Source organism: Bosea sp. RAC05 (assembly GCF_001713455.1).
Classification (GTDB): domain Bacteria; phylum Pseudomonadota; class Alphaproteobacteria; order Rhizobiales; family Beijerinckiaceae; genus Allobosea.
Genome location: NZ_CP016464.1, coordinates 3873199 through 3891439, shown reverse-complemented (window position 1 = coordinate 3891439; position 18241 = coordinate 3873199). Strand labels below are relative to the sequence as shown.

The following is an 18241-nucleotide window of genomic DNA, read 5'->3' as shown; positions in this document are numbered from 1 at the left end:
CTGCTGCGACGGCCGAAGCCTCAGTCAGGCCGGTTCGAACCGAACCAACCGACGGGCCCGGCCGACATCTCGACGCGCTTCTCCGGTTCGCCCGCCACGACCAGCGCCCACCAGGCGCGATAACGCGTCTGCGGGTCCTTCGCGAGCGCGATGCCGAAGCGGGTGGCCTCCTTCATCCGCAGATTGGCGTCATGGCCCGACGAGGCGCGCCAGCCGGCGAAGGCTTCTGCCGTCGAATAGTAGCCGCCGCCGAGATTTTCCGCCGCGCGGGCGGCGTCGAGGCCGGCGGCATGGACGCGCGCGGCGAAATTGCCGGCGGCGTCGTGCGAGAGCGCGTTGGCGCGCGCCATGGCATCGGCCTGGCGCTGGGCCATGGCCGTCAGGGTGGGATCGAGCCTGACGGGCCCGAGGCCCTGGCCGGCACGATAGGCATTGAAGATACGGCCGGCCTCGGCGGGATCGAGCGTGACCGCCGCCAGGCGTTCGGTGGCGCGCGCATCGAGCGGCGTCTCGCGGCGTGGCTCACCGGCGCAGCCGGCGGCGAGGAGGGCGAGGGCGGCAGCGAAGAGAAGGGGGCGCATGGGCGAGGATGGGTCCGGCATCGCTTCGGAGGGTGCGGCGCTAGCGGCCCATCATGGCGAGATTGCTGCGGCGACCCGGTCAACCTTGACTTTCGCCACAATCTGCCGCTTTAACCGCGCCATCCGTTTCGCCGACATCGTCGAGACCGCATCCGCCGACCGGGCCGCCTCGCGGCTACACGAGCCCGGAGGTCAACGCCCGACAGCGCGTCCGCGCCCTCGGGCGCGAAACCGTTTGGCGATGGGGCTTCGCGCTGCCGGTCCCTGAAGGCAAGCAAGCAGGTCCGCATGTTCGGCACTCTCAGCGACAGGCTATCAGGCATCCTCTCGGGGCTGACCCGCAGGGGTTCGCTGACCGAGGAGGACGTCAACGCCGCGCTGCGCGAGGTGCGCAAGGCGCTCCTCGAGGCCGACGTCGCGCTCGAGGTCGTGCGCTCCTTCACCGACAAGGTCCGCGAGCGGGCCGTCGGCGCCGAAGTGCTGAAGTCAGTCACGCCCGGCCAGCAGGTCATCAAGATCGTCAACGACGCGCTGATCGACATGCTCGGCGGTGACGGCGAGGGCATCACCTTCGACGCCGTGCCGCCGGTGCCGATCCTGATGGTCGGTCTGCAGGGCTCGGGCAAGACGACCTCGACTGCCAAGATCGCCAAGCGCCTGACCGACCGCAGCAAGAAGCGCGTCCTGATGGCCTCGCTCGACACGCGCCGCCCGGCCGCGATGGAGCAACTCGCCATCCTCGGCAAGCAGGTCGGCGTCGAGACGCTGCCGATCGTCGCCGGACAGTCGGCCGTGCAGATCGCGCGGCGCGCGATCGAGGCCGCCCGTCTGGGCGGCTACGACGTCGTGATGCTCGACACCGCCGGCCGCGTCACGCTCGACGACACGCTGATGGCCGAGGTCGCCGAGGTGAAGGCGGCGACCAACCCGCACGAGGTGCTGCTCGTCGCCGACGCGCTGACCGGCCAGGACGCCGTCAACACGGCGCGCGCCTTCGACGCCCGCGTCGGGCTGACCGGCATCGTGCTGACCCGCATGGACGGCGATTCCCGCGGCGGCGCGGCGCTCTCGATGCGCGCCGTCACCGGCAAGCCGATCAAGCTCGTCGGCACCGGCGAGAAGATCGACGCGCTGGAGGATTTCCACCCGTCCCGCGTCGCCAACCGCATCCTCGGCATGGGCGACATCGTCAGCCTGGTCGAGCGCGCGGCCGAGACGGTCGACGCCGACAAGGCCCAGGCGCTGGCGCAGCGCCTCGCCAAGGGCAATTTCGACCTTGCCGACATGCGCATGCAGCTCCAGCAGATGGAGAAGATGGGCGGTCTCGGCGGCGTGATGGGCATGCTGCCCGGCATGAAGCAGATGCAGGGCCAGCTCGCCAATTCGGGCGTCAACGACAAGATGATCAAGCGCCAGATCGCGATCATCGATTCGATGACGCCGGCCGAGCGCAAGAATCCCGACCTGCTCAAGAACAGCCGCAAGAAGCGCATCGCCGCCGGCTCCGGCACCTCGCCCGAGGCGATCAACAAGCTGCTCAAGATGCATCGCGGCATGGCCGACATGATGAAGGCGATGAGCAAGCAGAAGGGCGGCATGCTCGGCAAACTCGGCCAGATGTTCGGCATCGGCGGCGGCATGGGCGGCCTGCCGCCCGGCATGCCCGACCCCTCGAAGATGGACCCGGCGCAGCTCGCCGAACTGCAGAAGCAGCTCGGCGCGGGCGGCGGCATGCCGGGCCTGCCTCCGGGCGGCTTTCCGGGCCTGCCCAAGGGCGTGACGCCGCCGGCGGGGATGATGCCGAAGCTGCCCGGTCTCGGCAGCGGGCTTCCGGGGCTGGGGGGCTCCAACCCCTTCGGAGGCAAGAAGAAGTGACCAAGCCCACCGAAATGCGCGTCGGCATGTTCGACGTGTTCAAGCAGGTCAAGGCCCGTCTCGACGAGGCCAACCTGTCCTATGAGACGTCGTCCTATCGCGACGACGCCTTCTCCTTCCTCGTGCATGCGCCGGGTGAATACTGGGAGATCGACGTGCTGGAAGACGGCTCGATCGATCTCGAGATCTTCACCTCGACGGGCATGAAGGACGATCCCTGGGCCGCGATCGACCAGCTGGTCGACGACAACAAGCCCTGATTTCCACCGCAACGCTTACCCGTTCAAAACCCAAGGAAAGACGCGAATGTCCCTCAAGATCCGCCTGACCCGTGGCGGCGCCAAGAAGCGCCCGTACTACCGCATCGTCGTCGCCGATGCCCGCTCGCCGCGCGATGGCCGCTTCATCGAGAAGATCGGCTCCTATGATCCGATGAAGGCGAAGGATTCGCCGGAGCGCGTCGTGCTCGACGTCGAGAAGGCCAAGGAGTGGCTCGCCAAGGGCGCCCAGCCGACCGACCGCGTGCTGCGCTTCCTGGACGCCGCCGGCCTCGCCAAGCGCCCGGTCCGCAGCAACCCGGCCAAGGGCGTTCCCGGCGAGAAGGCCAAGGAGCGCGCCGAGAAGAAGGCCGCCAAGTCCGCCGCTCCGGCCGAAGCCGAGGCGTGATGCGGTCTCGGGCTCGCGATGCTGTTCGTCATGGTCGGGCTTGTCCCGACCATCCACGTCTTCGCTCGTCGCGACCTGAGTTCAAGCCGTGGATGCTCGCCACAGGGGCGAGCATGACGGCCGTGCCTCTCCTCGATGAGGGGGTGCAGCATGGCCGCTGACGACAAGCTCATCCTGCTCGGCGTCATCGGCGCCGCGCATGGCATCAAGGGCGAGGTCCGGATCAAGGCCTTCACCGGCGATCCGCTGGCCATCGCCGACTACGGCCCGCTGACCGACGAGAAGGGCCGGCGCTTCGAGATCGCCGAGATCCGCCCGGCCAAGGAGGTCGTGGTCGCCCGCCTCAAGGGCATCACCAGCCGCGAGGCGGCCGAGAGCCTCAACGGCGTCAACCTCTTCGTGTCCCGCGACAAGATCCCGGCGCCCGAGGACGAGGACGAGTTCCTGCAGGCCGATCTGATCGGCTGCGCGGTCGTCGGTCCCGATGGCGTGGTTCTGGGGACGGTCACCACCGTCGCCAATTACGGCGCGGGCGACCTGCTCGACATTCTGCTGCCGGACGGGCGCTCGGTGCTGATGCCCTTCACCAAGGCCTTCGCGCCGCGCATCGACATCGCCGCCCGGCGGATCGAGGCGGTTCCGCCCGAGGGACTGTTCGAGGCCGACGATGACGACTGAGCCGAACCCCTCCAGCACGAAGGCCTGGGACGAGCCGGCCGGCGCGCTGATCTTCGACATGGACGGCACCATCGTCGACAACATGCGCTTCCATGACGACGCCTGGGAGAGCTGGCACCGCGAGCACGGCCTGCCCTTCGACCGGCCAGCCTTCTTCCGGACCACGGCCGGGATGGCCGTCAGCGAGATCGTGGGGCCCTATTTTCCGGGCGTCGCTGCCGAGGAGATCGCGCGGCTCGGCGAAGCCAAGGAGACGCTCTACCGCGAGACCTACCGGCCTCATGTCGCGCCGCTGCCGGGCCTGCTGCCGCTGATGGCGCGCGCCCGCAGCTTCGGCGTCCCGATGGCGGTGGCCTCGGCCGCGCCGCCCGAGAACATCGCGCTGGTGCTCGATACGCTCGGCCTGCGGGCCGAATTTGCGACGGTGATCTCGCCGTCTCAGGGTTTCCGCGGCAAGCCGCATCCGGACATGTTCGTCGAGGCGGCGCGCCGCATGGGCGTGGCGCCGGAGACCTGCCTCGTCTTCGAGGACGCCCCCAACGGCGTCGAGGCGGCGCGGCGGGCCGGCATGCGGGCCGTCGCCATGCTGACCATGCTCGGCGCGGAGGGCTTCGCGGCCTATGACAACGTCGTCGCCTCCGCGACGGACTTCAACGCGCTGGACCGGCTGCCGGCGCTGCGCTTCGGTTAGTGTTCGCCCCTCATCAAGCCGTCATCCTGGACAAGCCGCGAAGCGGCGCAGCTCCGGGATCCATTGTAGAGATCGACATCGCTTTATGATGGATCCCGGGACGCCCTTCGGGCGCCCAGGATGACGAAGAGGTTCCAGCGCGAGCTCACTAAGGTTTTCTCCATGCCGTTCCGCGCCTCCATCCTCACGCTCTATCCGGAAATGTTTCCCGGGCCGCTCGGCGTGTCGCTGGCCGGCGAAGCGCTGCGGCGTGGGCTGTGGTCGCTGGAGACGCACCAGATCCGCGACCACGGCATCGGCCGCCATCGCAATGTCGACGACAACCCGGCCGGCGGCGGCGCCGGCATGGTGCTGCGCTGCGACGTGCTGGGCGCGGCGATCGACGCCGCCGTTCCCGCCGGTGACACGCGCCCGCGGCTGCTGATGTCGCCGCGCGGGCGCCCGCTGGCGCAGCGTCAGGTGCGCGACTGGGTTTCGGGCGAGGGCGTCGTCATCGTCTGCGGGCGGTTCGAGGGCGTCGACGAGCGGGTGATCGAGGGGCGCGGGCTGACCGAGGTCTCGATCGGCGACTACATCCTCTCGGGCGGCGAGATGGCGGCGCTGGTCCTGCTCGACGCCTGCGTGCGGCTGATCCCCGGCGTGATGGGCAAGGAACTGTCCGGCGAGGACGAGAGCTTCGAGAACGGCCTGCTCGAGTATCCGCACTACACCCGTCCGCGCGAATGGGAGGGCCGGGGCCTGCCCGAGGCGCTGCTCTCGGGCGACCATGCCCGCATCGCGAAGTGGAGGCGGGCGGAAGCGGAGCGGATCACCGCGGAGAGGCGGCCTGATCTGTTGAAGGGCCGAAGCGGCGGCTGAGCCGTGTGCGTGATGCTCGGGTCAAGCCCGAGCATGACGGCGCCTCAGGGATAGGCCGTCACCGGCAGCTTCTCGGCCAGCCAGCCGCCCGGACCCAGCATGCCACCGCGCACCGCCACGATGTCGCGGAAGCCCCGTCCCGCGAGCTTGGTGCGGACCGAGGCCGCGAGCGCGCCGCTGCGGTCGATCAGGGCGATGCGCTTGGCCGGATGGTCGAGCCGCAGCCCCGCCAGCCGGACCTCGAAGGCGGGCGTCTCGGCATCGAGCGCGAGCGCGCCCTGGGCCAAGCCGGTGTCGCGCCATTCTGCCGGCGGGCGGATGTCGATGAGCAGGAGGGTGCCGGCGCGGGCGCCGTTGAGGGCTTCGTGGGCCGACAGGGTGGTCGGTGCCTGCGCCTGCGCCCGGCACGGCAACAGAAAAACCGCCGCTCCCGCGATGAGGATGCGGCGGTTCAAGATGGCATCTACGTCATCGCGAGGAGCGTCAGCGACGAAGCAATCCAGGAGCCGTCGCGCGACACTCACTGGATTGCTTCGCTGCGCTCGCAATGACGGCCCCGCTCAGCGCAGCTCGGCGCAGAAGCGCTGGATGCGGCGGCAGGCTTCTTCCAGCTTCTCGTCCGAGGTGGCGTAGGAGATGCGGAAGTTGGGACCCAGGCCGAACGAGGAGCCGTGCACGGCTGCGACGGCTTCCGTCTCCAGGATGCCCATGACCAGATCCTCGTCGGTCTCGATGACCTTGCCGTTGGGCATGGTCTTGCCGATCAGGGCCGAGCAGTCGGGATAGACGTAGAAGGCGCCTTCCGGCTTCGGGCAGACGAGGCCGCGGGTCTGGTTGAGCATGGAGACGACGAGGTCGCGGCGGCGCTCGAAGGCCTTCTTGAAGACGGGCAGGTGGTCCTGCGGGCCGTCCAGCGCCTCGACCGCGGCCCATTGCGAGATCGCCGAGGTGCCCGAGGTCTGCTGGCCCTGGACGAGGTCCATGGCGTTCATCAGGTGCTGCGGGCCGGCCGCATAGCCGATGCGCCAGCCGGTCATGGCGTAGGACTTCGAGACGCCGTTCATGGTCAGCGTGCGCTCATAGAGGCCGGGCTCGACCTGCGCCGGGGTGACGAACTCGAACTCGCCATAGACGAGGTGCTCGTACATGTCGTCGGTGAGCACCCAGACATGGGGGTGGCGCATCAGCACATCGGTGAGCTTCTTCATCTCGGCGCGGCTGTAGGCGGCGCCCGAGGGGTTCGACGGCGAGTTCAGGATGACCCACTTGGTCTTGGGCGTGATCGCGCGCTCGAGTTCTTCCGGCTGGAGCTTGAACTCGTTCTCGATCTTGGTCTCGGCGAAGGTCGCCGTGCCGCCGCAGAGCGCGACCATCTCGGGATAGGAGACCCAGTAGGGCGAGACGCAGATGACCTCGTCGCCGGGGTTCAGCGTCGCGAGCAGGGCGTTGTAGATGACATGCTTGCCGCCGGTGGAGACGATGGTCTGGCTCGGCTTGTAATCGAGGCCGTTCTCGCGCTTGAACTTGCGGGCCACGGCCTCGCGCAGCTGCGGGATGCCGGAGACGGGGGTGTACTTGGTCTCGCCGCGACGGATGGCGGCGATCGCCGCCTCCTTGATGTTGTCGGGCGTGTCGAAATCGGGCTCGCCGACGGAGAGCGAGATCACGTCCTTGCCCTGCGCTTTCAGGTCGCGCGCCTTCTGCGTGATGGTGATGGTCGCAGACGGCTTCACGCGCTTCAGGGCGTCGGCAAGGAAGGCCATGGGAGTTCTCCGGATCTCGGATAAGGGCACGCCGCAGCGGGCGCGCGCGTGGTTTAGGACTCATGGCGGCCTATCGCAAGCGAGACTGCTTGATCATTGCCAGCAGCGACACGAATTGGAGCGACCATCGCGAGCAGCATATCGGCGGCGGCGCGAAAGGTGCATGCTGGTGCGACCGGCTGAGGGGCCACCCATGACCAGCGCGCCCGCGGCGCGCGGAAAGCAGCTCCGTGAAACTCAGGATCGGCTACGAACTCGACTACGACTTCCCGCAACCGACGCCGCTGATCCTGATGCTGAACGTGCATTTCAGCCGGGTGTCGGACCTGCAGACGCCCGACTACATCCGCCTGAGCCCGTCGGTTCCGGTCAGCGCCTATCGCGACGGCTTCGGCAACTGGTGCACCAGGCTGGTGGCGCCGCAGGGCGCGATGCGGATCACGGCCGATGCGGTCATCCAGGACAGCGGCCTGCCGGAAGCCTTCGATCGCGGCGCGGGGCAGGTGCCGGTCGAGCATCTGCCGGAGGAGGCGATCGTCTTCCTGCTGGCGAGCCGCTTCTGTGATTCCGATCGTCTGCTCGATCTCGCTTGGGAGCTGTTCGGCACGACGCCGCCCGGCGCGCCGCGGGTCCAGGCGATCTGCGACTTCGTCAACCAGCGCATCGCCTTCAACTACAACGACGCCAGCGTGACGCGCAGCGCCTCGGACGCCTATCGGGAGGGGCGCGGGGTCTGCCGCGACTATGCCCATCTCGCCATCGCGTTCTGCCGGGCGATGAACATCCCGGCGCGCTACTGCACCTGCTATCTCGGCGATATCGGCACGCCTCCGCCCTGGCCGCCGGGCGATTTCGCGGCGTCCTTCGAAGCCTATCTCGAGGGCGGCTGGCAGATGTTCGATCCGCGCAACAACGTTCCGCGCATCGGCCGCGTGCTGATCGCGCGTGGTCGCGATGCGGCCGACGTCGCCATCGCCACCACCTTCGGGCCGAATACGCTGACCGGCTTCAGGGTCTGGACCGACGAGGTGATCGAGGCGTGAGCCAGCGGCGGCGCGCCCGCTCGGGCCGCGCCGTCTCGGTCGGCCGCGATCTCAGTCGCGGAACAGCCCGGAGGTGTCCGGCTTCTTGGCCCGCAGCGGCGTCTTGCGGGCCAGGCCCTTGGCCTTGGGGGCCGAGGCGTCGGTGGCCGCCTCGTCCGGGTCCTGCCCGTCTCCGGCCGGTTCGGGCTGCGCAGGGGCGACGGCCGCAGGCTTCGCCGCGGCCGCCTTTTCGTCCGCCCTGGCCTGCTCGGCCGGGTCGATCGTCCGGAAGCGGATCATTTCTTCTTCGGTCCCGCAGCGCGCGCAACGGCTGCCGCGAAGGTCGCGGGCGCCGCCGCCTCTGCCTTGGGCTTGTCCTTCTTCGGCTTCTTGGCTTCGCGGTTTCCGCGCTGTTCGCCTTTTGCCATGGTCGGTCTCCCTTGGGTCTGAGGGTGCGGGATCGCGCCCCCGGTGGATCTCGGGCTTGAAGTCAGGCGTGGCCTGGATCGCGATGGTCGCTGAAGCTGGGTTCGATCATGCGGGCGGCTTTCGCCTGCCGCGGCCGGCCCGGCAGAGGCCGGGACTCGTCATGTCGAAGCAGAGCCCGACTCTAGGCCAGACCGGCGGCCGGCGCACGCGCTTTCTCGCAGGATGCCGCGCACCTGGTCCATTGCCGACGATTTCGGCCTTGCGCGACGCGTGCGTCCCTGCGATGCGCTGGCGGCCATGACCGCTCCCCCGCCGATCGCGATCTATGTCGATGCCGACGCCTGCCCGGTGAAGGACGAGATCTTCAAGGTCGCCAGTCGGCACCGGCTGCACGTCTTCGTCGTCGCCAACAGCTTCATGATGCTGCCGCGCGAGCCGTGGATCGAGCGCGTCATCGTCTCGGGTGGCTTCGACGCGGCCGATGACTGGATCGCCGAGCGCGTCGCCCGCGGTGCGATCGTCGTCACCTCCGACATTCCGCTGGCCGACCGCTGCATCAAGGCCGGCGCCGAGGTCATCGGTCCGACCGGCAAGCCCTTCACCGAGGCCTCGATCGGCATGGCGCTGGCGACGCGCGACATGATGGAGGATCTGCGCGCGATGGGGACGGCGACGGGCGGGCCGAAGCCGTTTTCGGCGCGCGACCGCTCCGCCTTCCTGCAGGCGCTCGACCTTTCCATCCAGCGGCTCAGGCGGGCGGGCTTCGCGGCGGGCTGACGCGCGACTAGGTCGTTGAATTCGTAGCGGCTTTGCCCGTGCCGGCCCATTTCCCTCCGCAGGGGAATGCTCTAATGCTGCGGCCAAGCCTGTCGCAATCGGGCCGCTCCGGGAGGAAGTTCATGTCGCTGACCCGCCGTTCCACGCTCGGCCTGCTGGCCGGTGCCATCGTCGCTCCGTCCGTGGTGCGGGCGCAGAGCTTCCCGACCAAGCCGATCACCATCGTCGTGCCCTATCCGGCGGGCGGGCCCACCGATGCGATCGCGCGCTTCGTCGCGCAGGACCTGTCGGGCTCGATCGGCCAGAACGTCATCGTCGACAACCGCGCCGGCGCCTCGGGCGCGGTCGGCACGCGCGCCGTGGCGAAGGCGGATCCCGATGGCTACACCATCGTCTTCGGCAACAACCAGACGCATGGGAACAACATGTTCCTGCTGAAGGAGCCGGGCTACGACGCGGTCAAGGATTTCGCGCCGCTGGCCGGCGTCGGCGCCTTCGAGCATGCCTTCGTCGTGCGCAAGGACCTGCCCGCCAAGGACATCAAGGAGCTGATCGCGCTGGCCAAGGCCGATCCGGGCAAGCTCAACTATGGTTCGACTGGCGTCGGCTCCGGCTCGCATCTCGCCATGGAGCTGTTCATGGCGCGCACCGGCATCAAGATGACGCATGTGCCCTTCCGCGGGGCGGCCCCGCTCGTCCAGGAGATCATCGGCGGGCGCATCGACATCGCCAATTCGACGCTGCCGAGCGTGCTCGAGCAGATCAATGCCGGCACCCTGCGCGCGATTGCGCTGGCCAGCCCCGAGCGGAACGCGCGGGCCAAGGACATCCCGACGCTGCGCGAGCAGGGCATCGCCGATGCGGATGCCGATTCCTGGGCCGCCTTCTTCGCGCCGGCCGCGACGCCCGCCCCGGTGCTGGAGGCGCTCTCCAAGGCGATCCTGGCCTCGCTCGCCAAGCCGACCGTGACCGAGCAGATCCTGAAGCTCGGCTTCACGATGAGGTTACGTGACCCGGCCGCCTTCCGGCCCTATCACCAGCAGGAAATCGCGACCTGGGAAAACATCATCAAGGCGGCCGGGGTGAAGCCGGAATAGCCTGAACCGAAGGAGTCGGCATGGCCGCAGCGGGGTTTGGTAGACGGTTCGTCCTCGCTCTCCTGCTGCTGCCGGCGCTCTGGCCCGGGGCCGTCGCCGCCGTCGAGGTCGACCGAGAGCGGGTCTGGGCGCTGCTCGCGAAACCCGGCCATGTCGCGCTGATGCGCCATGCCGATGCGCCGGGAACCGGCGATCCGGCCGGCTTTCGCATCGGCGACTGCGCGACGCAGCGCAATCTCGGCGAGCGCGGCCGCGACCAGTCCCGCCGCCTCGGTGCGGAATTCCGGCGCCGCGCGGTGCCCGTCGCGCTCGTGCTGACAAGCCAGTGGTGCCGGACGCGCGAGACGGCCGAACTGATGGCGCTTGCGCCGATCGAGGACGAGCCGACGGCGCTGAACTCCTTCTTCGGGCGCCCCGGCGAGCGCGATGCCGCCACCGCCGCGCTGCGGCGGCGCCTCGTCTCGCTGCCCGTCGATGCCGGGTTGGTGGTGATGGTGACGCATCAGGTCAACATCACCGCTCTGACCGGGGTGTTCCCGGCGTCCGGCGAGATGGTGGTGCTGAAGCGGGACGATCAGGGTGGCTTCGTGACGGTCGGCCGGCTGCCCCCGCCCTGACGCTGGCGGAGCCCGCCGCGTCACTTTGCCGTGACGGGCCGGCAACCGACTGGCCAGGCCGGCGGTTCTCCCTATCTCTGAGCCAGGGGTCCGATCAGGAGATGACGATGCGCCGGCAAGCCTGTTTTTCCCTGCTCGCGGTCGCGACGGCGCTGCTCGTCGGCCTTCCGCAGGCGGGTGCCCAGCAGCGGGTCCCGTCGAGCGCGGGCGACCTCACTGTGGAGACGGTCGCGGGCGGGCTCGAGCATCCTTGGGGGCTCGCCTTCCTGCCGGACGGGCGCATGCTGGTGACGGAGCGGCCGGGGCGGCTGCGGCTGGTGGGGACGGATGGCCGGCTGTCTGCGCCGATCACCGGCGTGCCCAATGTCGCCGCCCGCGGGCAGGGTGGTCTGCTCGATGTCGTCCTCGACCCCGGCTTCGCGCAGAACCGGACGATCTACCTCTCCTTCGCCGAGCCGCGGGCGGGCGGCAGCGGCACCAGCGTCGCCCGCGCCCGCCTCAACGAGCGCGGCACGGCGCTGGAGGGCACCAAGGTGATCTTCCAGCAGATGCCGACGATCGCCAGCAACCTGCATTTCGGCTCGCGGCTGGTCTTCGACCGGACGGGCGCCCTCTTCGTCACGGTCGGCGACCGCTACGGCCAGCGCGACCAGGCGCAGAACCCGGCCAACCATATCGGCAAGATCATGCGGATCGCTCCCGAGGGCGGGGCGCCGGCCGACAACCCCAGGGTCGAGGGCTGGCAGCCGGAGATCTGGTCGATCGGCCATCGCAATGTCCAGGGCGCGGCGCTGCATCCCGAGACCGGCCAGCTCTGGACGGCCGAGCACGGTGCGCGCGGCGGCGACGAGGTCAACACGCCCATGGCCGGCCGCAACTATGGCTGGCCGGTCATCACCTTCGGCATCGACTATTCCGGCGCCAGGATCGGCGAGGGGACGGCCAAGGCCGGCATGGAGCCGCCGCTGTTCTACTGGGACCCCTCGATCGCGCCCTCGGGCGCGGCCTTCTACACCGGCGCCGTCTGGCCGGCGTGGAAGAACTCGCTCTTCGTCGGCGGGCTCGCCGGCCAGATGCTGGTCAGGCTGTCCACCCAGGGCGAGGCCGTGACCGGGCAGGAGCGGCTGCTCGAGGGGCTGGGCGAACGCATCCGCGACGTCCGGCAGGGGCCGGACGGGTTCCTCTATCTGCTGAGCGACGCGCCCGCCGGGAAGCTGCTGCGGGTGCGCCCTGCGCGGTAGGGGCAGTCATGGTGCTGAGGGCTGAGGCCGGAGATCGTGCCGCGTCAGCGGCCGGGTCCACCACCCCCACCGCTTCCTCCGCCTCCACCAGGCCCCCGCCACCAGGCCCTCCGCCTCCCGGGCCTCCCGGCCCTCCTGGCCCTCCTGGCCCTCCTGGCCCGCCTCCGGGGCCTCCGCCCGGGCCACCGCTGCCCGGGCCACCGCCGCCGGGACCGAAGCCGCCCGGCCCGGAACTGCCGGGGCCCGGTGAACCTCCGGACTGCCCTTCGCCTTCGCCATCTGTCCTCGCCAGACGGATGGCGTCGATGCTGAGTTCGCCATCCGGGCCGACGCGCCCATTCAGGACGGCACGGACCTCTTCCATGAGCGACCCATCGGATGAGAAGGCCTCGCCACGCACCGCGAGGCCCGAGCCGAGCAGCACGCGTCCCTCGCGGGCCCGGACATAGCTCTCGATCGAGACGGGTCCGGTGGCCGCGATGGCTTGAGCGTCTTCGATCCGCGCGGGCAGAAAGCCCCCCCGCGCGAGCCTGCCCGTCACAAGCACGCGCCGGCCGAGATGAGCCTGATCGGCATGAAGCAGCTTCAGCCCACCGATCCAGAATCCGTCAGCGTCCTGCTCGAGAATCCCGAGAACACGGGACGGACCTGGCCCGCGAGGCTCGATCAGGCTGGCGGCAATCGAGCCATCCAGCCGGCGCAGGCCGCTGACCGCCACGCGCTGACCCTTGCGCCAAGCATCCCGCGGCTGGGCACTCGCGGTGACGATCTTCTGCCCGAGGACCTCGATGGTGTCCCGGTCGACGGCGGTCACCGGGCCAATGACTTCGCTGACCACGGTGATCGCATCCGTGACGAGCCCGGTCGAGTCGGGTCGCGCCGCGACACGCACGACATGGCCGACCCGCAAGTCACGCGCGTTTCGCCGCCGCCCGTCGATCGTCACGGGGACATTCGGCCCATAGGCGATGCGCGTGCCGTTGACGACGATGCTGCCGAAACGCTGGATCGTTCCGACAAAGCCGGTGCCGCCGATGCCACGGTCGCTTCCTGCCGGGCCGTCCGGCGCGAACCCCGTGCCGCCGATGCCGATGTCGCGCGGCTTCTCCGGCGCTGCAATCGCATCATGCAGCGACGCTGTCGCCGCCCCGAGCGCAGCGATCACAGCCCGTCGCGTCCATGCGAAACGCCGTGTCATCGTTGGACGGCCTCGTCGTCCGGGCCGCTGACACGCTCGCGGAAAACATAGATGCCGCAGTTCCAGCGGTGTTCGCCGCCGTGGTCGGTCTCGCTGGCAGCATGGGCTTCCCGGTTGATGCGCTGGAGCATCTCGAGGGCCAGTTCCCGCGAGCGGGCCTCGAGCCGTTCGGCCAGTTCGGCCGAGAGGCCATCATAGTGAACCGCGCGTTCGAGGAAGGCCGGGCTGGGACCAGTAACATTCGCGGCGGCTGCCGCCAGGTGGTCGTGCAGGTTCCGGCCGAAGTAATAGAGCTTATCGTCATCGCCGTGATGCGGGATGAAGGCCGCCTCGGCGAGCACGATGTGGTCATCGGCGTCGATCGTCACGATGCGGCGGTCGAGCCATTCATCGAGGACGGCGCGGGGCCTGACGTCTCGGGTGACGGATGACACCAACTCCTCGAAAGACGGGGACGCCCCCTCTGCGGTGCGCGGAAGCGGCAGAGGCCGGCCGGTCTCGTCACAGAAGCGGGGTGAAGCCAGCCACCGCGCGATGACCGCACCGGTCCGCGAAACCGTTGCGGGCACGGCATTGACCGGAGCGCCGGCCCCCCGCAGCCGGCTCACCTCCTTGCGGTGGATCCCGGTCAACAGGCTGACACGGCTGTCCGTCTGGTCCTTGCCGGGCAAAGCGAAGTCGTGCTCCGCGACATTGACGTACAACTCCCGCAGCAGCTGGCTCAGTGCGGGAAAGGTCATGCCGGCGCTGATGCAGAGGCGGACAAGCGGCCGCAGCAGCCGCGCGAGCGGCGGATAGAGCTTGCTGGCAGTGGGGCCGGGGGCGGAGTCCATCGCGTGATCGAGGTATCCTCGATTTACGTGGGACACAATCCCACATTTTTGCGAAACGATATTGCCAGCCTCGGCAATCTGGAATAAGTGGGAATTATTCCCACTTCGAGTTGTCGCTGATGCAGATCTCCCTCTCGAGCCGGCCGTCCCACTGGCTCAGCCCCCATAAACGTTCGGCATTTGTCGCGAGACGATCGGAAACGGCCTGTCTGCTGGGGCGAGCCCTCTGCTGCGTCATCGCGCTGTCGACGCCCTACGCCATGTTTTTGCTGAACGGCGCCTTGCACCCATGATGTTTCAGGAGCCTTGCACCGCCAATGGAGCCTGTGGCCTCAGCGAGAGTGTCGCTCGGCGTCCCCAAGGCCTGCTGGCGCCGCTGTGCCAGACGCTGATGTTTCTGCTTCTGTTTGCAGGGTTCGGCGTATCCTCGCTGCTGGTTGCCTCGTTGATCCAGGTCTTCGAGTAAAACCTCAGCGATCGATGCTCCATCGCAGCCGGTGCTAGCCAGCGCCTGTCGTTCGTCACGCCGTGCCGCGTCCGCGATCACGCATGGGACGCGTCCCTCAAACGATCTCCGCCAGCCGGGTGTCCTGCGACAGCACCAGGCACCAGTGCGGCTCGAAATCGGCGCCCAGCGGCCAGATGAAGTCCTTGAAGATCTCCAGCAGGCGGGACTGGTAGCGCTCGAACCAGGCGCGCTGGCAGAGCACGAACTTGGTCGCGCCGACGATCGTCTCGCGGTCGATGACGCAGAGCGGGACGATGTCGGGATTGGCCTCGAGATAGGCCTGCACCGCGACCATCAGCGTCGGGTAGCCGGGGTGGAGCATGTCGTCGAGGACGATCAGCCCGCCCTCGGCGAGGCAGGCGGTCGCCAGCGCGAGGTCGCGGCCGAGCGCGGCGCGGGAATGCTCGCCGTCGATGTGGATGAAGCGCAAGGGCACGCCGCCGGCCTTGGCGAGGAGGTCTGCGGGTGCCATCGCGCCGGCATCGCCCTTGATCGTGCGGCGGCGCTCGGGGCCGATGCCGTGGCGGGCGCAATTGGCCTCGAAGCGCTGCTCCACGCCGGGGTCGGGCCAGGAGAAGATGTCGAGCGCCAGCGCGATTTCGTCCTGCTCGAGCGCGTGGGCGAGCGCAATGAAGAAGCGGCCCTCGAAGGCGCCGATCTCGGCGATGGGGCCGTGCACGCCTTCCTCCGTCTGCAGCCGCAGCAGCCGCGCGCAGATCGCGGCGGCAAAGCGCGAGGACATGCCGACGACCTGGTCGTAGCCCGAGGCGAGATAGGCCTCGACCGCGTCGTGGCCGGAGAAGGGGAGGGCGGGTGTCGCGTGCTGATCCATGGCGCCACTGTGACCAAGCGGCACAGCGCTGTCACCCCGGGATCGGCTTTGATCAGCGCTCGCCCTGGGATCAGCCCTTGGCGTGGAAGATGAAGAAGGCGCCGGCCGCGATCAGCGCAAAGCCGATGGCGTGGTTCCAGGTCAGGCTTTCCTTCAGCCAGAACACCGAGAAGCCGGCGAAGACAAGGAGGGTGATGACCTCCTGCATCGTCTTGAGCTCGGCGGTGGAATAGACCGCCGAGCCGATGCGGTTGGCCGGCACGGCCAGCATGTATTCCGGCAGCGCGATCATCCAGCTCGCGAGGATGGCGAGGCCGATCGCCGTGCTCTTGTAGCTGAGATGGCCATACCAGGCGAAGGTCATGAAGACGTTGGAGCCGATCAGCAGGAGGATCGGCAGGACATGGGCCGTGGTGAGGGAGGGCATCGCGGTTCTTCCCGTGGCGAGGCCGGAAACGCCCGGCGATCGGGTCTGTTCCGGCCGGAGCCTCGGCTCAGCCGAAGCGCAGCTTCATCGAGAGGATGAGCAGCACGAGGCAGAGCGTCAGCGCATTGGCGAAGACGACCGGCCAGGAGCCGATCTGCAGGCCATAGGTCAGCCACAGCGCCGTGCCGGCCGCGAAGAGCGACTGCGTCCAGAGCGAGATCGCCTTGGTGTCGCGGGTGCGGATGGTGCGCCAGGCCTGGGGCAGCCAGCACAGGCTGGTGAGCGCGGCGGCGACGAAGCCGAGGATTTCGATCGAGGCGGGCGACATGGCGGGTTCCGGCGGGGCTCGCGCCCTCATAGCGGGATTCGCCGGGCCGCGCTGCCATGGCGATGGTTAACCTCTCTTAACCGCCACGCCCTAGTTTTGCGTCATTCCTGCGATTCGGTGGAGACCATGCGCGCAACGATCCTGGCCCTGCCCCTCGTCCTCATCGCCTCGGCCGCTTCGGCGCAGGGCAGTTTCCAGTCCTGCCTGTCCGGCCTGCGCGGCGAGGCCGCCGCCAAGGGCGTGTCGGGCGCGACCTTCGACCGCGCCATGGCCGGCGTCGAGCCGGACATGAAGATCATCGAGGCGATGAACAACCAGCCGGAGTTCAAGACGCCGATCTGGGATTACCTGGGCACGCTGGTCGACGAGGAGAAGGTCGCGGAAGGGCGCGCGATGATGCGCCAGCACGCCGCGGTGCTCGCCGCGGCCGAGCAGCGCTTCGGCGTCGACCGTCACACCATCGCCGCCGTCTGGGGCGTCGAGAGCGATTTTGGCAAGGCCAAGGGGCGCTGGCCGCTGGTGCAGGCGCTCTCCACCGGCGCCTGCCTGGCGCCGCGCCGCAACGCCTTCTTCAAGGGCGAGCTGCTGGCGACGCTGCAGATCATCCAGCGCGGCGATCTGCGGCCGGAACGCCTGTTCGGCTCCTGGGCGGGTGCCTTCGGCCACACCCAGTTCATCCCCACGACCTATCTGCGGCTCGCGGTGGACGGCGACGGCGACGGCCGGCGCGACCTCGTCGACTCGATTCCCGACGCGCTGCATTCCACCGCCAACTTCATGGACAAGGCGGGCTGGGTCACCGGCGCGACCTGGGGCTACGAGGTGCGGGTGCCATCAGGCTATTCCGGCCCGACGGGGCGCAACCCGAAGCAGCCTGTGTCGTCCTGGGCGGCGCGCGGCATCGTCAAGTTCGACGGGTCCCCGCTCAACGGCACCGGCAATGCCGGGCTCCTGATGCCGGCGGGGCGCAACGGCCCGGCCTTCCTCGTCTTCAAGAATTACGATGCGGCTTTCAGCTACAATGGCGCGGATTCCTACGCGCTGGCGATCTCGCTCCTCTCCGATCGGCTGCGCGGCCGGCCGGGCGTGCAGGGGCAATGGCCGACGGACGACCTGCCGCTGTCGCGCGAGCAGCGCCGCGAACTGCAGCGGCTCCTGATCGCGCGCGGCTACAATGTCGGCGAGCCGGACGGCGCCGTCGGCTCGCTGACGCGCGCCGCGATCCGGGAGGTCGAGGCCAAGATCGGCATGCCGCAGACCGGACGGCCGGGCGAGAAGGTGCTGCGCGCGCTGAAGAGCGGGCGGGTTTAGCTCCGGCGTCATGCTCGGGCTTGACCCGAGCATCTCCTGCACGGGATTCTCGGGTCTGCGCTTCGCTTCGCCCGAGAATGACGGAAAATCATGATGACCCGCCGCCTGATCTCCACCGGCTCGCCCTTCGAGACCGCCTTCGGCTATTCGCGCGCGGTGATCGATGGCGACCTCGTCTTCGTCTCCGGCACCACCGGCTATGACTACGTCACCATGACCCTGCCGGAGGATGCGGCCGAGCAGGCACGCAACATCTTCCGCACACTGGAGGCGGTGCTGAAGGAGGCCGGCGCCTCGCTCGCCGGCGTGGTGCGGGCGCAGTATTTCGTCACCGACCGGGCCTATTGCGAGCCGGTGCTCGCCGTCTGCGGCGAGGTCTTCCGCGAGGTGCGGCCGGCGGCGGGCATCTATGTCGTGGCCGGGCTGCTGAAGCCCGAGATGAAGGTCGAGATCGAGGTGACCGCGCGGCTGGCGCGGCCCTGACATCGCGTCCGCGCCGCTTGCATGCG

Annotated in this window: 22 protein-coding genes and 1 pseudogene; 13 read left to right on the top strand and 10 right to left on the bottom strand. The window is 69.2% G+C overall.

The features are described from left to right. Window positions 1–20: 20 nt before the first annotated feature. Window positions 21–581, bottom strand: coding sequence for a CAP domain-containing protein (locus BSY19_RS21910; RefSeq protein WP_171905189.1), 561 nt, complete (start codon window positions 579–581; stop codon window positions 21–23). A 288-nt stretch (window positions 582–869) separates the two neighbouring features. Between BSY19_RS21910 and ffh the strand changes: the two genes are divergently transcribed. From ffh to trmD, 6 genes are all read left to right on the top strand, one after another. After that, on the top strand, window positions 870–2456 hold the full coding sequence (gene ffh / locus BSY19_RS21905; protein ID WP_069056002.1) for a signal recognition particle protein: 1587 nt from the start codon (window positions 870–872) through the stop codon (window positions 2454–2456). Further along, window positions 2453–2716 carry a hypothetical protein gene (locus BSY19_RS21900; RefSeq protein ID WP_069056001.1) on the top strand — a complete coding sequence of 88 codons (264 nt, stop codon included), beginning with the start codon at window positions 2453–2455 and terminating at the stop codon, window positions 2714–2716. Before ffh ends, BSY19_RS21900 begins: the two co-directional genes overlap by 4 nt. A gap of 46 nt (window positions 2717–2762) precedes the next feature. Further along, a complete protein-coding gene (rpsP, locus tag BSY19_RS21895) occupies window positions 2763–3122 on the top strand; it encodes a 30S ribosomal protein S16 (RefSeq protein ID WP_069056000.1) in 360 nt (119 codons plus the stop codon). A 150-nt stretch (window positions 3123–3272) separates the two neighbouring features. Continuing rightward, entirely contained in the window at window positions 3273–3800 is a 528-nt protein-coding gene (gene rimM, locus BSY19_RS21890; protein ID WP_083247763.1) for a ribosome maturation factor RimM, read from the top strand. Beyond that, window positions 3790–4491: an HAD family hydrolase gene (locus BSY19_RS21885; RefSeq protein ID WP_069055998.1), complete on the top strand. Its 702-nt coding sequence runs from the start codon at window positions 3790–3792 to the stop codon at window positions 4489–4491. The genes rimM and BSY19_RS21885 overlap by 11 nt, the downstream gene beginning before the upstream one ends. 162 nt (window positions 4492–4653) lie before the next feature. After that, a complete protein-coding gene (gene trmD / locus BSY19_RS21880) occupies window positions 4654–5349 on the top strand; it encodes a tRNA (guanosine(37)-N1)-methyltransferase TrmD (RefSeq protein ID WP_083247965.1) in 696 nt (231 codons plus the stop codon). 44 nt (window positions 5350–5393) lie between these two features. Here the strand turns inward: trmD and BSY19_RS21875 are convergent, their stop codons facing one another. Both BSY19_RS21875 and BSY19_RS21870 read right to left on the bottom strand, forming a co-directional pair. After that, window positions 5394–5804: a rhodanese-like domain-containing protein gene (locus BSY19_RS21875; RefSeq protein ID WP_069055996.1), complete on the bottom strand. Its 411-nt coding sequence runs from the start codon at window positions 5802–5804 to the stop codon at window positions 5394–5396. Between the two features lie 105 nt (window positions 5805–5909). Continuing rightward, complete coding sequence (locus tag BSY19_RS21870; RefSeq protein ID WP_069055995.1) at window positions 5910–7112, bottom strand: pyridoxal phosphate-dependent aminotransferase; 1203 nt, start codon at window positions 7110–7112, stop codon at window positions 5910–5912. A 230-nt stretch (window positions 7113–7342) separates the two neighbouring features. On the opposite strand from BSY19_RS21870, the gene BSY19_RS21865 reads away from it, so the two are divergent. After that, window positions 7343–8155 carry a transglutaminase-like domain-containing protein gene (locus BSY19_RS21865; protein WP_069055994.1) on the top strand — a complete coding sequence of 271 codons (813 nt, stop codon included), beginning with the start codon at window positions 7343–7345 and terminating at the stop codon, window positions 8153–8155. A gap of 51 nt (window positions 8156–8206) precedes the next feature. Here BSY19_RS21865 and BSY19_RS21860 read toward each other — a convergent pair whose 3' ends face one another. Next, window positions 8207–8434, bottom strand: coding sequence for a hypothetical protein (locus tag BSY19_RS21860; protein ID WP_069055993.1), 228 nt, complete (start codon window positions 8432–8434; stop codon window positions 8207–8209). Further along, the gene (locus tag BSY19_RS28535; protein WP_257785730.1) at window positions 8431–8562 is read right to left on the bottom strand and encodes a hypothetical protein; all 132 of its coding nucleotides are present in this window, start codon (window positions 8560–8562) and stop codon (window positions 8431–8433) included. Before BSY19_RS28535 ends, BSY19_RS21860 begins: the two co-directional genes overlap by 4 nt. A gap of 298 nt (window positions 8563–8860) precedes the next feature. Here BSY19_RS28535 and BSY19_RS21855 point away from each other — a divergent pair, with 298 nt between their 5' ends. The 4 genes from BSY19_RS21855 to BSY19_RS21840 all read left to right on the top strand — a co-directional run bounded on the left by BSY19_RS21855 (window position 8861) and on the right by BSY19_RS21840 (window position 12295). Continuing rightward, complete coding sequence (locus BSY19_RS21855) at window positions 8861–9340, top strand: YaiI/YqxD family protein (protein WP_069057301.1); 480 nt, start codon at window positions 8861–8863, stop codon at window positions 9338–9340. Window positions 9341–9462: 122 nt separating this feature from the next. Continuing rightward, complete coding sequence (locus BSY19_RS21850; protein WP_069055992.1) at window positions 9463–10437, top strand: Bug family tripartite tricarboxylate transporter substrate binding protein; 975 nt, start codon at window positions 9463–9465, stop codon at window positions 10435–10437. A 20-nt stretch (window positions 10438–10457) separates the two neighbouring features. Then, window positions 10458–11054, top strand: a complete 597-nt coding sequence (locus tag BSY19_RS21845; protein WP_069055991.1) for a histidine phosphatase family protein — start codon at window positions 10458–10460, stop codon at window positions 11052–11054. A 107-nt stretch (window positions 11055–11161) separates the two neighbouring features. Then, the gene (locus BSY19_RS21840; protein ID WP_069055990.1) at window positions 11162–12295 is read left to right on the top strand and encodes a PQQ-dependent sugar dehydrogenase; all 1134 of its coding nucleotides are present in this window, start codon (window positions 11162–11164) and stop codon (window positions 12293–12295) included. 721 nt (window positions 12296–13016) lie between these two features. Here the strand turns inward: BSY19_RS21840 and BSY19_RS28435 are convergent. The 5 genes and pseudogenes from BSY19_RS28435 to BSY19_RS21815 all read right to left on the bottom strand — a co-directional run. Next, window positions 13017–13493, bottom strand: a pseudogene (locus tag BSY19_RS28435) (DUF5666 domain-containing protein); the annotation flags it as partial. Beyond that, window positions 13490–14326 carry a DUF6502 family protein gene (locus BSY19_RS21830; RefSeq protein WP_069055988.1) on the bottom strand — a complete coding sequence of 279 codons (837 nt, stop codon included), beginning with the start codon at window positions 14324–14326 and terminating at the stop codon, window positions 13490–13492. The gene BSY19_RS21830 and the pseudogene BSY19_RS28435, both read right to left, overlap by 4 nt. 563 nt (window positions 14327–14889) lie before the next feature. Continuing rightward, on the bottom strand, window positions 14890–15666 hold the full coding sequence (locus tag BSY19_RS21825; RefSeq protein WP_069055987.1) for a class I SAM-dependent methyltransferase: 777 nt from the start codon (window positions 15664–15666) through the stop codon (window positions 14890–14892). Window positions 15667–15736: 70 nt separating this feature from the next. Beyond that, window positions 15737–16093 carry a DMT family protein gene (locus BSY19_RS21820; RefSeq protein WP_069055986.1) on the bottom strand — a complete coding sequence of 119 codons (357 nt, stop codon included), beginning with the start codon at window positions 16091–16093 and terminating at the stop codon, window positions 15737–15739. 67 nt (window positions 16094–16160) lie between these two features. Continuing rightward, window positions 16161–16421 carry a SemiSWEET family sugar transporter gene (locus BSY19_RS21815; protein ID WP_069055985.1) on the bottom strand — a complete coding sequence of 87 codons (261 nt, stop codon included), beginning with the start codon at window positions 16419–16421 and terminating at the stop codon, window positions 16161–16163. Between the two features lie 126 nt (window positions 16422–16547). On the opposite strand from BSY19_RS21815, the gene BSY19_RS21810 reads away from it, so the two are divergent. Together BSY19_RS21810 and BSY19_RS21805 are read left to right on the top strand one after the other, a co-directional pair. Then, complete coding sequence (locus BSY19_RS21810; protein WP_069055984.1) at window positions 16548–17732, top strand: lytic murein transglycosylase; 1185 nt, start codon at window positions 16548–16550, stop codon at window positions 17730–17732. Between the two features lie 93 nt (window positions 17733–17825). Next, window positions 17826–18215 (top strand): RidA family protein, encoded by a 390-nt coding sequence (locus BSY19_RS21805; RefSeq protein WP_069057300.1) that lies wholly within the window; start codon window positions 17826–17828, stop codon window positions 18213–18215. The last annotated feature ends 26 nt before the right edge of the window (window positions 18216–18241 follow it).

Coding starts and splice junctions, on each gene's coding strand:
- BSY19_RS21910 (WP_171905189.1), bottom strand. CDS start 581: ATGCGCCCCCTTCTCTTCGCTGCCGCCCTCGCCCTCCTCGCCGCCGGC.
- ffh (WP_069056002.1), top strand. CDS start 870: ATGTTCGGCACTCTCAGCGACAGGCTATCAGGCATCCTCTCGGGGCTG.
- rpsP (WP_069056000.1), top strand. CDS start 2,763: ATGTCCCTCAAGATCCGCCTGACCCGTGGCGGCGCCAAGAAGCGCCCG.
- rimM (WP_083247763.1), top strand. CDS start 3,273: ATGGCCGCTGACGACAAGCTCATCCTGCTCGGCGTCATCGGCGCCGCG.
- BSY19_RS21885 (WP_069055998.1), top strand. CDS start 3,790: ATGACGACTGAGCCGAACCCCTCCAGCACGAAGGCCTGGGACGAGCCG.
- trmD (WP_083247965.1), top strand. CDS start 4,654: ATGCCGTTCCGCGCCTCCATCCTCACGCTCTATCCGGAAATGTTTCCC.
- BSY19_RS21870 (WP_069055995.1), bottom strand. CDS start 7,112: ATGGCCTTCCTTGCCGACGCCCTGAAGCGCGTGAAGCCGTCTGCGACC.
- BSY19_RS21860 (WP_069055993.1), bottom strand. CDS start 8,434: ATGATCCGCTTCCGGACGATCGACCCGGCCGAGCAGGCCAGGGCGGAC.
- BSY19_RS28535 (WP_257785730.1), bottom strand. CDS start 8,562: ATGGCAAAAGGCGAACAGCGCGGAAACCGCGAAGCCAAGAAGCCGAAG.
- BSY19_RS21855 (WP_069057301.1), top strand. CDS start 8,861: ATGACCGCTCCCCCGCCGATCGCGATCTATGTCGATGCCGACGCCTGC.
- BSY19_RS21850 (WP_069055992.1), top strand. CDS start 9,463: ATGTCGCTGACCCGCCGTTCCACGCTCGGCCTGCTGGCCGGTGCCATC.
- BSY19_RS21845 (WP_069055991.1), top strand. CDS start 10,458: ATGGCCGCAGCGGGGTTTGGTAGACGGTTCGTCCTCGCTCTCCTGCTG.
- BSY19_RS21840 (WP_069055990.1), top strand. CDS start 11,162: ATGCGCCGGCAAGCCTGTTTTTCCCTGCTCGCGGTCGCGACGGCGCTG.
- BSY19_RS21830 (WP_069055988.1), bottom strand. CDS start 14,326: ATGGACTCCGCCCCCGGCCCCACTGCCAGCAAGCTCTATCCGCCGCTC.
- BSY19_RS21825 (WP_069055987.1), bottom strand. CDS start 15,666: ATGGATCAGCACGCGACACCCGCCCTCCCCTTCTCCGGCCACGACGCG.
- BSY19_RS21820 (WP_069055986.1), bottom strand. CDS start 16,093: ATGCCCTCCCTCACCACGGCCCATGTCCTGCCGATCCTCCTGCTGATC.
- BSY19_RS21815 (WP_069055985.1), bottom strand. CDS start 16,421: ATGTCGCCCGCCTCGATCGAAATCCTCGGCTTCGTCGCCGCCGCGCTC.
- BSY19_RS21810 (WP_069055984.1), top strand. CDS start 16,548: ATGCGCGCAACGATCCTGGCCCTGCCCCTCGTCCTCATCGCCTCGGCC.
- BSY19_RS21805 (WP_069057300.1), top strand. CDS start 17,826: ATGACCCGCCGCCTGATCTCCACCGGCTCGCCCTTCGAGACCGCCTTC.